The sequence below is a fragment of the Pseudolysinimonas sp. genome, from assembly GCF_057350545.1.
Window position 1 is genome coordinate 1 of the sequence record NZ_JBMRCP010000075.1, and the last position, 12,850, is coordinate 12,850.

Sequence of the window (12,850 nt, forward strand, 5' to 3'; positions counted from 1 at the left end):
GAAGCGGACCTTGCGGCAGGCGCCGAGGAACTTCTCGACGTCGGCCGGGGCGTTCAGGGGGAGCAAGCCCTCGTCGATTGTGTCGCCCGCCTCCTTGTAGCGCTCGGCGGACGGCGTGACGACGTCGCTGAGCGACATGTCCTTGCCGAGCACGGGCGCCGGGAACGCCTTCGTGAGCTTCTCGCCCACGCTGAACGGCATCCCGAGCACGCGGGCGGAGTCCTTCATGGCCTGCTTCGCCTTGATGGTGCCGTACGTGACGATCTGGGCGACGCGGTCGTCGCCGTACTTCTCGGTGACGTACCTGATCACCTCGGGGCGACGGCGGTCGTCGAAGTCGACGTCGACGTCGGGCATCGAGACGCGCTCGGGGTTGAGGAAGCGCTCGAAGATGAGCCCGTAGCGCTGCGGATCGAGCTCGGTGATGCCCATCGCGTAGGACACGAGCGAACCCGCGGCCGACCCACGCCCCGGTCCGACGCGGATGCCCTGCCGCTTCGCCCACTCGATGAAGTCGGCGACGACGAGGAAGTAGCCGGGGAAGCCCATCTGCTTGATGACGCCGACCTCGTAGTCGGCCTGCCGGCGGTGCACGTCGGAGATGCCGCCCGGGAACCGCGTGTGCAGACCCCGCTCGACCTCCTTCTCGAACCACGACGCCTCGGTCTCGCCATCGGGGACCGGGAATCGCGGCATGAGGTCGCGCTTCTCGAACTCGACCTGGCAGCGCTCGGCGATGAGGAGCGTGTTGTCGCAGGCATCCGGATGATCGCGGAACACCTGCCGCATCTCGGCGGCCGACTTCAGGTAATAGTCGGAGCCGTCGAACTTGAAGCGGTTCGGGTCGTCCATGGTCGAGCCCGATTGGATGCAGAGCAGGATCTCCTGCGCGTGGGAGTCGGCGGCATGCGTGTAGTGGAGGTCGTTCGTGGCGACGAGCGGGAGGTTCAGCTCGGACGCCAGGCGGATGAGATCCCCCTGCACGCGGCGCTCGATCGAGAGCCCGTGGTCCATGATCTCGACGAAGTAGTTGTCCTTGCCGAAGATGTCGCGGAACTCGGCGGCGGCGTCGAGCGCCTCCTGCCACTGGCCGAGCCGCAGCCGCGTCTGGACCTCGCCCGACGGGCAGCCGGTCGTGGCGATGAGTCCCTTCCCGTACCGGCTGAGCAGCTCACGATCCATGCGCGGCTGGAAGTAGTAGCCCTCGATCGACGCGAGCGACGACATCCGGAACAGGTTGTGCATGCCCTCCGTCGTCTCGGCGAGCATCGTGATGTGGGTGTACGAACCGGAACCCGAGACATCGTCTCCGCCGCCGTCGCCCCATCGCACCCGGGTCTTGTCGGTGCGATGGGTACCCGGTGTGAGGTAGGCCTCGACACCGATGATCGGCTTCACGCCGACCGCGTTCGCCTGCTTGTAGAAGTCGTACGCGCCGAAGTTGTTGCCGTGGTCGGTGATCGCGATGGCCGGCATCCCCTGCTCGGCGACGGCCGTCATGAGCTCGCCCACCCGCGCGGCGCCGTCCAGCATCGAGTACTCGCTGTGGACGTGCAGATGCACGAAGGAATCAGTCACTCATCGCTCCGGGGTCGACCCCCAGGATAAGCGGGAGTCAGTCGGCGCGCAGGACGTCGAGCGCGTGTTCGAGGTCGTGGGGGTAGGACGACTCGAACAGCACGTACTCGCCGGTCGCGGGATGCCGGAATCCGAGCCGATGGGCGTGCAGCCACTGCCGTGTGAGACCCAGCCTCTCGGTGAGCGCACGGTCGGCGCCGTACAGCGTGTCGCCGACGCAGGGGTGCCGCTGAGCCGCCATGTGGACGCGGATCTGGTGCGTGCGTCCCGTCTCGAGGTGGATCTCCAGGAGGCTCGCGCCCCGCATCGCCTCAAGGGTCTCGTAGTGCGTGACGGCGTGTTTGCCCTCGGCGCGGATCGCGAACTTCCAGTCGTTGCTGCTGTGCCGTCCGATCGGCGCGTCGATCGTGCCGGCGAGCGGGTCGGGGTGGCCCTGCACGACCGCGTGGTAGACCTTGTCGACCTCGCGGTCGTGGAAGAGTCGCTTGGGCTCCGTGTACGCGCTCTCGGACTTCGCGACGACCATGAGCCCGCTCGTGCCGACATCCAGTCGGTGCACGATGCCCTGGCGCTCGTTCGAGCCCGAGGTCGAGATGCGGAAACCCGCCGCGGCGAGGGCGCCGAGCACGGTCGGACCGCTCCACCCCGGGGCCGGGTGCGCCACGATGCCCACCGGTTTGTCGATCACCACGAGGTCGTCGTCGTCGTGCACGATGCGGAAGCCGGGCACGACCTGCGGCACGACGCGCGGCGCCTCCTTGGGCGCCCACTCCACCTCGAGCCACGCGTCGGCGCGCAGCCGGTCGGACTTGCCGAGCAGGATGCCGTCGAGCCGCACTCCCCCGGCCTCGAGCACCTCCGCGGCGAAGCTGCGCGAGAACCCGAGGAGCTTCGCGAGTCCGGCGTCCGCGCGTTGCCCGGCGAGCCCCTCGGGCACCGGCAGACTGCGCTGCTCCATCAGTCCTTCGAGTCTTCGGGGCGTGCAGCAGGCAGATCGGCGGCGCGGGTCGCGTACTTGTCGTCCTTCACACGTACGCCGTCGAGCCCCACGTTGCGCAGCGAGAGCAGCAGGAAGAGCCCCATCGCCGACACGACGGCGATGTCGGCGACGTTGAAGATCGCCGGGAAGCCCCACACCTGGATGAAGTCGACGACGTGCCCGGTACCGAACGACGGAGGCCGGAACAGCCTGTCGGTCACGTTGCCGAAGGCACCGCCGAGCACGAGACCGAACATCGTCGCCCACGCGAGCGAGCGGATGCGGGGGGCGAACCAGACGATGAAGACGATGACGCCCACCGCGACGAGCGACAGCACCCACGTGAAGCCGGTCGCGAGCGAGAATGCGGCGCCCGGGTTCGTCACGTAGCGGAACTGCAGCACCTCCCCGAGGATCGGGATGGTCTCGTTGATCGACAGATTCGTCGTGATCAGGTACTTCGAGCCCTGATCGAGGCCGTACGCCACGAGGGCGACGGCCGCGAGCAGACCGAGGGCGCGCGGGCTCAACCGCCGGCGCTGCGGCGAGGGCTCGGGCGCCGCCGGCTCAGTTGCCCGGGCCAAAGCCCGGGTACTCGGAGGACTGCGGGGCGCCGTAGGCCGGTGCCGGAGCGTACTCGGCCGGCTGCTGCGCGTAGTCGGCCGACTGCGGCTGTGCGTAGCCCGCGGGCGCGGGCTGCGCGTACTGCGGCGCACCCTGCTGCGGCGGGGCACCCACGGCGGCCTGCTGCTGCGAGGGTCCCGCGGTCAGCGCCGGCGAGCTCTCGAGCTCGCGCAGCTGGCCCTCGATGTAGCCACGCAGCTTGGTGCGGTAGTCGCGCTCGAACTGGCGCAGTTCGTCCACCTGACGCTCGAGGTCCTGGCGCTCCTGCTGGAGCTGCCCGAGCTGCGCGCGAGCTCCCTGCTCGGCCTCCGAGACGACGCGCGCGGCGGCGGCATGGCCCTCGGCGATGAGCTGGTCGCGCTTCTCCATGCCCTCGCGGACGTGCTCCTCGTGCAGACGACGGGCGAGCTGGAGCAGGTTGTTGGTGTTGCCCGGGTCCATCGCGTTCGAGTCGAAACCGGCCGGCGCGAACGCGGGCTGCTCCGGCGTCGGTGCGGGCACCGGGGCCGGGGTCGGGGCGGCCTGCGCGGGCGCGGCGGCGGCGTTGCGCTGCAGCTCCGCGAGACGCGACTCACCGGCGACGAGGCGCTGACGCAGCTCCTCGTTCTCCTGGTTCAGGCGACGCAACTCGACGACGACCTCGTCGAGGAAGTCGTCGACCTCGTCCTGGTCGTAGCCCTCGCGGAACTTCGTCGGGTTGAACCGCTTGTTGACCACGTCTTCCGGAGTCAGGGCCATGACATCACCTCTGGGAAATACTGCTCGTCATCCCCCGAGCCGCGGAGTGCGACCGTCCTTGACGAGTGCGGGCGTTCGACCCTCATCCTGGGGTCGAGACTCCAGCGTACAACGCCGAGGCTGAACGGTCGAAGGGTACGTTTCCGACATCCCCGAAAAGGCGTCGGGTGACACTCGGATCAGCGACCGAAGAAGCCCGCTTCGACCTCGGCGTCGACCTCTTCCTGCTCGCCGCTCACCGCGACGTGCTCGGGAGACAGCAGGAAGACCTTGCCGGTGACCTTCTCGATCTTCCCGTAGAGGCCGGAGACCAGCCCGCCGCAGAAGTCGATGAGTCGACGCGCGTCGGCGTCGGCCATCTGGGAGAGGTTGACGATGACCGGCACACCCTCGCGGAACGCCTCCGCGATCTGCTGCACGTCGCGGTACTGACGCGGCACGATCGTGGCGATCTCGTTCATCCCGGCCGGCTGGTGGTTCTTGCTCGCCGCGACGGGGCGCCGCAGCGGGGTCACCGGCGCGCGACCCGCGGTCGGGGCGACCGGCGCGACGGGAGCCGCGGGCAGGTCGTCGTAGTCCTCGTCGGCCAGACCGAGGTACACCATCGTCTTGCGCAGCGGATTCGCCATCTCGCCCTCCCGGAGAGTCGGTGCCGCGGTCACAGGCGCGACATCCGCTTCCGACATTAACCGGCGGTCGGGCGTTTCCCCGTGATTGCCGTTCCGATGCGCAGGTGTGTCGCGCCTTCGAGAATCGCCTCGCGGAAGTCGCCGGACATCCCCGCCGACACCGCCGACGCGGTCGGCTCGAGCGCCCGGATGCGGTCCGATACGCCACGGAGGCGGGCGAACGCGGGTCGCGGCTCGGCCCCGAGCGGGGCGACGCCCATCACTCCGAGCAGGCGGAGCCCCCGGGCGGCGAGCACCCGTTCCGCGAGGTCGGATGCGGCGTCGGGCGCGACACCGCCGCGCCCGGGCTCACCGCTCAGATCGACCTCCAGGAACACGCCGAGGTCGTCGCCGTCGTCCGCCGCGAGCGCCTCGACGAGCGACGGCCTGTCGACGGAGTGCACGGTCGCCGCGTAGCGCCGCACGGCCTTCGCCTTGTTGCTCTGCAACTGCCCGACGAAATGCCAGGCGAGGCGGGCATCGGCGACCTCGGCGGCTTTCACCGAGGCCTCCTGGTGACGGTTCTCCCCCACGTCGCGTACGCCCAGTTCGACGAGCTCGCGCACGAGCGACGCGGGGTGGAACTTGGTCACGACGATGCGGGTCGGCACGGGCGCCCCGGCTTCCCGGGCGGCGTCGGCGATCCGGGCGTCGACCGCGGCGAGACGGTCCGCGAGGGTCTCCCCCATGGCGCGCGGGCCGCTACTTGAGGAACTCGGGGATGTCGAGGTCGTCGTCGTCGTCGAAGTCGGCGCGGCCGAGAGGTGCGCCGAGAGGTGTCTCGGGCTCGGCCGCCCAGCCCTGCGGCTCGACCGCTCCCGTCGCGTTGCCGGCCCCGACCGGGACCGGCGTGTCGAGGGGCACGAAGTTCTCGCGTCGCGCGGTCGTGGGCCGCACCGACGGCTCGCCGCCGTCGAAACCGGCTGCGATGACCGTGACCCGCACCTCGTCGCCGAGGGTGTCGTCGATCACGGCGCCGAAGATGATGTTGGCCTCGGGGTGCACGGCCTCCTGCACGAGTCGTGCGGCGTCGTTGATCTCGAAGATGCCGAGGTTCGACCCGCCCTGGATCGAGAGGAGCACCCCGTGCGCCCCATCGATCGAGGCCTCGAGCAACGGGCTGGCGACCGCGAGCTCGGCGGCCTTGATCGCACGGTCGGCGCCGCGGCTCGCACCGATACCCATGAGCGCGGAGCCGGCGCCCTGCATGACGCTCTTGACGTCGGCGAAGTCGAGGTTGATGAGACCGGGCGTCGTGATGAGGTCGGTGATGCCCTGCACACCGGCGAGCAGCACCTGGTCGGCGGTCGAGAACGCCTCGAGCATCGAGATGCCCCGGTCGCTGATCTCGAGCAGTCGGTCGTTCGGCACGACGATGAGCGTGTCGACCTCGTTCTTGAGTGCCGCGACGCCGGCCTCTGCCTGGGCGGAGCGACGCTTGCCCTCGAAGGCGAACGGCTTGGTCACGACACCGATCGTGAGCGCGCCGATCGACTTCGCGATGCGCGCGACGACGGGCGCGCCGCCCGTGCCGGTGCCGCCGCCCTCGCCCGCCGTGACGAAGACCATGTCGGCGCCCGCGAGCGCCTCCTCGATCTCCTCGGCGTGGTCTTCCGCGGCGCGGCGCCCGACCTCGGGATCGGCACCCGCTCCGAGCCCGCGGGTCAGTTCGCGACCGACGTCGAGCTTGACGTCGGCGTCGCTCATGAGCAGCGCCTGGGCATCGGTGTTGATCGCGATGAACTCGACGCCGCGGAGGCCGAGCTCGATCATCCGGTTGACGGCGTTGACCCCGCCGCCGCCGATGCCGACGACCTTGATCACCGCGAGGTAGTTCTGGTTCGACGTCACGTCCGGCCTTCCGAGGATGTCCGTGGGATCAAAGTCTCAACCTCTAGTTGAAGTTGAGAACTGTTCCCACTATGGTGTTCGTCCCCACGGTAAGCGCGTGCCCCGGCAACACCCCGGACATCCGCCGCGTGTCGCGACGGTTGCGGCGCGCAGCATCAGTCGGCGCGGAAGACCGCGATCCCCGGCGCCGATACGTCGTACTCGCCGGGGCCAGCGCCGGCGTACCGGCCGAGCAGTGCGGCGAGCACCGTCGCCTTGCGTTCGGAGTCGGCGGCGCTTCCCCAGACCACCCGCTGCGACGTGGCGGCGAGGGTGAGGGTCACGTCATCCCGCGTCCGGGCGGTGATCGAGTCCACCTGGGCGAGCACGCTCGGCGGCAACGCGACGAGCACCTCGGCGATGGACGCGAAGCCCCGACCCTCGACGCCGTCCGCGTCGAGCTGCAGCAGCGGCAGGCCCGAGGGTCGGGCGGCCGCGGACTCGAGCACCACGCCCGCGGCGTCGACGACGTCGAAGCCCGTCGCCGTCGCCACGAGCCCGAGCGGAGAGCGCTCGACGATGTGGATGACGAGCGTCCCCGGCGGGACGAGCTCGGTCACGTAGCTGCGGATCGTCGTGAACTCACCGAGTTCCGCGCGAAGTCGACCCTCGTCGATGAGCGCGAGCGGTGTGCCGAGCTGTCCGGACACCGCGTCCTCGAGAACGGCGGGGTCGAGGCGAGACGTCCCGTCGATACGGATCTCGCGGAGGGCGAGGATCGGCGAGAACACGGCACCGGCGACGAGGAGCCCGACGAGCGCCAACACGCCGAGTGCCGACAGCACGCCGATGCGCCGATGACGAGCGCGGCGCGTGAAGCGCCGCACCTCGGCCTTCTCGTAGCGCTGGCGGAGCCTGTCGGCCGCTCTCGAACGGCGATCGGGCTTCGGCTCCCGCGGTGTCGTGGTCTTCGACGGCGCCTGCTCGCGGAGCGGGCGCACCTCACGCGGCGCCCGCTGCTCGCGCGCCGGTGCTGCCCTCGGTGCCGGCGTGCGCGCGGGCGCCGGACGCGCAGCGGGCTGCGCGGGACGCTCGGGACGCTTCACGCCCCCATCCTCACGCCCGAACGGTGCGAACTCAGGGCACCACGCGGACCGGCTCGTCGCTCCGCTCGAGGGCATCGATGAGCTGCGGGACGATCTTGTACACCGTGCCGCACGACAGCGTCATGACGATGTCGCCCGCGCGGGCGACACTCGCCATGTGGTCGGCGGCAGCCTGCCAGTCCTCGAGCAGCACGACCTTGCTCTTGTCGACGAAGTGATCGACGACGAGTTGACCGGTCACGCCGGGCACCGGATCCTCCCGCGCGCCGTCGACGGCGAGCACGATCGTGAGGTCGGCCTGCTTCTCGTACGCCTCCGCGAACTCGGCCGCGAAGAGACGGGTGCGCGAGTACAGGTGGGGCTGATGGATGGCGATGACGCGCCCCTCGCCCACGATCGTGCGCGCGCCGGCGACAGCCGCATCCACCTCCGCGGGCTCGTGCGCGTAGTCGTCGAAGATCTTGACGCCGCGCACCTCGCCCTTGAACTCGAACCGGCGCGTCGTGCCCCCGAAATCCTCCAGTGCGGCGACCGCGTCGGCGAACGGATGCCCGAGCACGAGGAGAACGGCGACGGCACCCGCGGCGTTGACGGCGCTGTGCCGACCGACGGCGTTCACGCGTGCCCGGCGCGTCTCCCCTCGCCAGGTGAGGTCGAACTCGACAGACTCCGCCGCCACGATGTCACTCACCCGGACGTCGGCATCCGGGCTCTCACCGAAGCGCACGACGGGTGCGGTCGCCGCCGCCCGCGCGAGCACCTCGTCGACGAGCATCCCCTCGCCCGCGACGATGTGCTCGGAGGCACCCCGCACGAACTCCGCGAACGCCTCGAGGTACCCGTCGGTCGAACCGTGGTGGTCGAGGTGCACGGGATCGACGTTGGTCACGACCGCGACAGAGGTGTCGTAGAACAGGAAGGAGCCGTCGGACTCGTCGGCTTCGAGCACGAACTCGTCACCGGCGCCACGCGCGGAGCTCGTGCCGAGAGCGGTCACGACGGCTCCGCTCACGAAGCTCGGGTCGGCGCCGAGTGCGCGCAGCGCCGTCGCGATCATCCCGGTCGTGGTCGACTTGCCGTGCGCACCGGCGACGCTCACGACGCGCGAGCGGCGCGACAGCCAGTGCAGCGCCTGCGACCGGTGGAGGAGGGTGAGGCCGCGCTCCTGCGCCGCGACGTACTCGGGGTTCTCCGGCCAGATCGCGCTCGTGAAGACCACGGTGTCGGCGTCGCCGAGGTTCTCGGCCGCGTGGCCCACCGCGATGTGCGCGCCGCGAGCGCGGAGCGGCTCGAGATAGGGCCCCTCGGAACGATCCGACCCGCTCACCTCGAGGCCGGCGTCGAGCATGAGGTGCGCGATACCGCTCATCCCGGAGCCTCCGATGCCGAGGAAGTGCACCCGTCCGAGCTCCTCCGGGACGAGGAGCGAAGGGTCGGGCTTGACGGGCACGGAGAGCGAGTCTACGCGCGCGCGTTCCCGCGCGCCTCGAGCACGAGGTCCACCATCCGGTCGGCCGCGTCGGTCGCTCCCGTCGACGCCATCCGCACCGCCATCGCCGCGACGCGCGCACGGTCGTCGAGCAGCGGCGGCAGCTCGCGGCCGACGTACTCGGGGGTGAACGCGGCGTCTGCCACGAGCAACGCTCCCCCGGCCCGCACCGCCCCGCGCGCGTTGAGCGCCTGTTCGCCGTTGCCGACGGCGTACGGGACGAAGACCGCCGGCACCCCCACGGCGGCGAGCTCGCACACCGTCGCCGCGCCCGCGCGCGAGACCGCGAGGTCCGCGGCGGCGAGGGCGAGGTCCATGCGGTCGCAGTACTCGAGGATGCGGTAGCCGCTGAGCCCGGGATCGGTGACGGGCGACCGCGCCCCGGTCACGTGCAGCACCTGCCACCCCGTGCCGAGCAGGGCGGCGATCGACTGCGAGACGCTCTCGTTGAGCCGACGCGCCCCGGTCGAGCCGCCCGTCACGAGCAGCAGAGGACGCGACGGGTCGAGACCGAACGTCCGCGCCGCCTCGGCGCGCGCGGCCGGTCGGTCGAGCCGCTCGATCTCGGCGCGCAGGGGCAGACCGATCACGCGCGCACCACGCAACGGCGTGCCCGGGAAGGTGACGGCCACGTAGCGCGTCCACCGCGCGGCGAGGCGATTCGCCATCCCCGGCCGGGCGTTCTGCTCGTGCACGACGATCGGGAGTCGCTCGCGGCGCGCGGCCGCATAGGCGGGCGCGGAGGCGTAGCCGCCGAAGCCCACGACGATGTCGACGCCGCGATCGCGCAGGATGCCGCGCACCCGATCGACGGACGCGCGCCAGCGGCCCGGGAAGCGCAGCGCGTCGCGATTCGGTCGGCGCGGAAAGGGCAGTCGCGGCACGGTGAGGAGTTCGTAGCCGCGCTCGGGCACGAGCCGCGCCTCGAGACCCTCCGCGGTGCCGAGCACGAGCACGGTGGCGTCCGGTTCCCGCTCGCGCAGACGGTCGGCGGTCGCGAGCAGCGGGTTGACGTGCCCGGCGGTGCCCCCGCCGGCGAAGAGGTACGTGGTCACCGAGTCATTCTGCGGGAAGACACCGGCACGTCGTCAGCGAGCGAATGCGGGCGCTTGCGTGCGAACGACAGGACGACGCCGATGGCGGTCATCGTCGTCAACAGCGCGGAACCGCCCGAGGACACGAGCGGGAGGGGCACGCCGAGCACCGGGAGAACGCCGAGCACCACCGCGATGTTGACGAGCGCCTGGCCGATGATCCAGACCATGACACCGCTCGTGACGACCTTCGCATACGGGTCGCGCACCATCTTGACGATGCGCACGAAGCAGTACGTCAGCATCACGAAGAGGCCGAGCACGATCACGCAGCCGAGCAGCCCGAGCTCCTCGCCGATGATCGCGAAGATGAAGTCGTTGTCGGCCGCCGGGATCCACGACCACTTCCCGGCCGAGTTGCCGAGCCCGACACCCGTGAGGCCACCGTGGGCGAGCGCCTCCCAGCCGTGCACGGTCTGCCAGCAGTCCCCGCCGAGCAGCGCGGGGTCGACGCAGCCGGAGAGCCAGGCGTCGATGCGGTTGCGGCGGGAGAGGGTGAGCGTCGAGGCGATCGCGACGGCGACCGCGAGCACCGCCACGACCAGCGTCAGGTGCCGCAGGCGCACCCCCGCGAAGAACGAGACGCCGAGGACGGCGAGGATGATGATCGACGCCGAGCCGAGATCGCGCCCGGCGAGGACGAGCCCCACCGCGACGGCGACGACGGGACCCGCGGGAACGAGCACCCGACGCCAGTCGTCGAAGTCCGCGGAGCGCTTCACGAGGATCCAGGGCAACCAGAGCACGAGCGCGAGCTTGATGAGCTCGGAGGGTTGCATGCTGAACGACCCGAAGTCGAGCCAGCTCTGGTTGCCGCCGGTCTCGACGCCGAGATTCGTGAAGACGAGGAGCTGGAGGGCCACCCCGACGACGAGCGCGAGCCCGGCCCACCTCTTCCAGAACGCGATCGGTGCACGTGCCGCCAGCAGCATGAGCGGCAGTCCGATGACGGCGTAGAGGCCCTGCCGGGACGCGCGCGCGAAGAAGTCGCCGCTGCCGATGCGCGACTCGATCGACGACGACGAGAGCACCATGACGAGCCCGAAGGCGAGCAGGAAGACCGTCGTCCCGAGCAGCAGGAAGTACTCCCGGGTCTCCGCCTGGAACAGTGTGCGCACGGCCACGAGGGCGATCGACGGGCGCTTCTCGAGCAGCTCCGCCGAGGGTCGGGGGTCAGCGCGAGGGGCGCCCTGCCGACGACTCGGGGTCTTGTCGATCCGGGTCATCGGCGCCTCCCGTCCTCTTCCGTACCGCCTCGGCGAACCGGCGACCCCGGTCCGCGTAATCGATGAACTGGTCCATCGACGCCGCCGCCGGTGCCAGCAGGACGACGTCGCCCGCCTGCGCGAGTGACGCCGCCGCGCGCACCGCGGCGACCATCACCTCAGTCTCGGACTCGTCGACCTCGACGACGGGGACGCCCGGGGCGTGTCGCCGGAACGCGTCGCGGAGCGCTTCGCGGTCGATGCCGACCAGGATCGCGCCGCGCAGTCGACTCGCGTGGCGCCGCACGAGCGGCGCGGGATCGACGCCCTTGAGCAATCCACCCGCGATCCAGACCACCGACTCGAAGGCGGCGAGGGCGGCGTTCGCGGCATGCGCGTTGGTCGCCTTCGAGTCGTCGACGAACCGCACCCCGTCCACCTCGAGCACGAGCTCGGTACGGTGACGATCGAGCGAGAAGCCGCGGACGGCATCCCGGATCGCCGCCGGCTCGACTCCCGCCGCGCGGGCGAGAGCCGCGGCCGCGAGGGTGTTGGCGATGCCGTGCGGCGTCGAGAGCCCCGCGGCGCGCAGATCGTCGAGCGTCGCGAGTTCGAGGGCGGAGTTGCGGCGGTCGTCGAGGAAGGCACGGTCGACGAGGATGTCCTCGACGAGGCCGAGATCGCTCGGTCCGGGCAGCCCGAGCGTGAAGCCGATCGCGCGCGCGCCGTCCTGCACCTCGGCGTCCTCGACCATGCCGCGCGTCGCCTCGTCGGCCTGGTTGAAGACGCAGGCGACGCGCGTGTTCGCGTACACCTTGGCTTTCGCGTCGCGGTACCCCTGCTTCGAGCCGTGCCAGTCGAGGTGGTCGTCGTCGAGGTTGAGGCAGACGCTCGCAAGCGGCGCGAGCTCTCCCCCGGCGTTGCGGTTGATCCAATGCAACTGGTAGCTCGAGAGCTCGACGACGAGTACGTCGAATCCCGCGGGGTCGCGGATCGCGTCGAGCACGGGGATGCCGATGTTTCCCGCCGGTGCCGCACGAAGGCCACCGGCGACGAGCATCGTCGCGGTGAGCTGCGTCGTCGTGGTCTTGCCGTTCGTCCCGGTGACCCCGATCCATTCGACGAGCGAACCGTCGGGGCGGATCACCTTGTCGCGCAGCCGCCACGCGAGCTCGATGTCGCCCCACACCGGGATGCCCTGCGCCTCGGCCCACACCGGCAGCGCGTGATCGGGGTGGTAGCCGGGCGACACGACGACCAGTTCGGGATCGAATCCGACCAGCGTCTCCGGGATCGTCTCCTCGTCGGGGTGGAGCTCGAGGGACGCGCCGATGACCTCGAGCAGTTGCCGGTGCTCGTCGGAGGCCCGCGCCGCGACGACGAGCACGCGCGCTCCGAGCTCGAGGAGGGTGTCGGCGACCGCGAAGCCCGTCACACCCACGCCGAACACCGCGACGCGCAACCCCGACCAGTCGGCACGCCAACTGGTGAGGGTGGAGAGGTCGCGGCTCAGCGCCCGCTCCTCGTCCGTGCCCGCAC

Annotated in this window: 12 protein-coding genes; all 12 read right to left on the reverse strand. The window is 70.9% G+C overall.

The annotated features are described in order from the left end of the window. On the reverse strand, positions 1-1,578 hold a 1,578-nt coding region (dnaE, locus tag ACO1X9_RS10480; protein WP_486350779.1), incomplete at its 3' end, for a DNA polymerase III subunit alpha. A gap of 37 nt (positions 1,579-1,615) precedes the next feature. Continuing rightward, positions 1,616-2,536, reverse strand: coding sequence for an RluA family pseudouridine synthase (locus ACO1X9_RS10485; protein WP_486350780.1), 921 nt, complete (start codon positions 2,534-2,536; stop codon positions 1,616-1,618). Continuing rightward, positions 2,536-3,087 (reverse strand): signal peptidase II, encoded by a 552-nt coding sequence (gene lspA / locus ACO1X9_RS10490; protein WP_486350781.1) that lies wholly within the window; start codon positions 3,085-3,087, stop codon positions 2,536-2,538. The genes ACO1X9_RS10485 and lspA overlap by 1 nt, the downstream gene beginning before the upstream one ends. Before the next feature lie 37 nt (positions 3,088-3,124). Continuing rightward, the gene (locus ACO1X9_RS10495) at positions 3,125-3,919 is read right to left on the reverse strand and encodes a DivIVA domain-containing protein (protein ID WP_486350782.1); all 795 of its coding nucleotides are present in this window, start codon (positions 3,917-3,919) and stop codon (positions 3,125-3,127) included. A 179-nt stretch (positions 3,920-4,098) separates the two neighbouring features. After that, positions 4,099-4,548, reverse strand: a complete 450-nt coding sequence (locus tag ACO1X9_RS10500; protein WP_486350808.1) for a cell division protein SepF — start codon at positions 4,546-4,548, stop codon at positions 4,099-4,101. 56 nt (positions 4,549-4,604) lie between these two features. Then, complete coding sequence (locus ACO1X9_RS10505) at positions 4,605-5,276, reverse strand: YggS family pyridoxal phosphate enzyme (RefSeq protein WP_486350783.1); 672 nt, start codon at positions 5,274-5,276, stop codon at positions 4,605-4,607. A 13-nt stretch (positions 5,277-5,289) separates the two neighbouring features. After that, positions 5,290-6,438: a cell division protein FtsZ gene (gene ftsZ / locus ACO1X9_RS10510; protein WP_486350784.1), complete on the reverse strand. Its 1,149-nt coding sequence runs from the start codon at positions 6,436-6,438 to the stop codon at positions 5,290-5,292. Positions 6,439-6,593: 155 nt separating this feature from the next. Then, complete coding sequence (locus tag ACO1X9_RS10515; RefSeq protein WP_486350785.1) at positions 6,594-7,523, reverse strand: cell division protein FtsQ/DivIB; 930 nt, start codon at positions 7,521-7,523, stop codon at positions 6,594-6,596. A gap of 31 nt (positions 7,524-7,554) precedes the next feature. After that, complete coding sequence (gene murC, locus ACO1X9_RS10520) at positions 7,555-8,973, reverse strand: UDP-N-acetylmuramate--L-alanine ligase (protein WP_486350786.1); 1,419 nt, start codon at positions 8,971-8,973, stop codon at positions 7,555-7,557. 11 nt (positions 8,974-8,984) lie between these two features. After that, entirely contained in the window at positions 8,985-10,067 is a 1,083-nt protein-coding gene (locus ACO1X9_RS10525; RefSeq protein WP_486350787.1) for a UDP-N-acetylglucosamine--N-acetylmuramyl-(pentapeptide) pyrophosphoryl-undecaprenol N-acetylglucosamine transferase, read from the reverse strand. Further along, positions 10,064-11,332, reverse strand: coding sequence for a putative lipid II flippase FtsW (gene ftsW, locus ACO1X9_RS10530; protein WP_486350788.1), 1,269 nt, complete (start codon positions 11,330-11,332; stop codon positions 10,064-10,066). Before ftsW ends, ACO1X9_RS10525 begins: the two co-directional genes overlap by 4 nt. Further along, positions 11,280-12,824: a UDP-N-acetylmuramoyl-L-alanine--D-glutamate ligase gene (murD, locus tag ACO1X9_RS10535; RefSeq protein WP_486350809.1), complete on the reverse strand. Its 1,545-nt coding sequence runs from the start codon at positions 12,822-12,824 to the stop codon at positions 11,280-11,282. Before murD ends, ftsW begins: the two co-directional genes overlap by 53 nt. Positions 12,825-12,850: the final 26 nt, after the last annotated feature.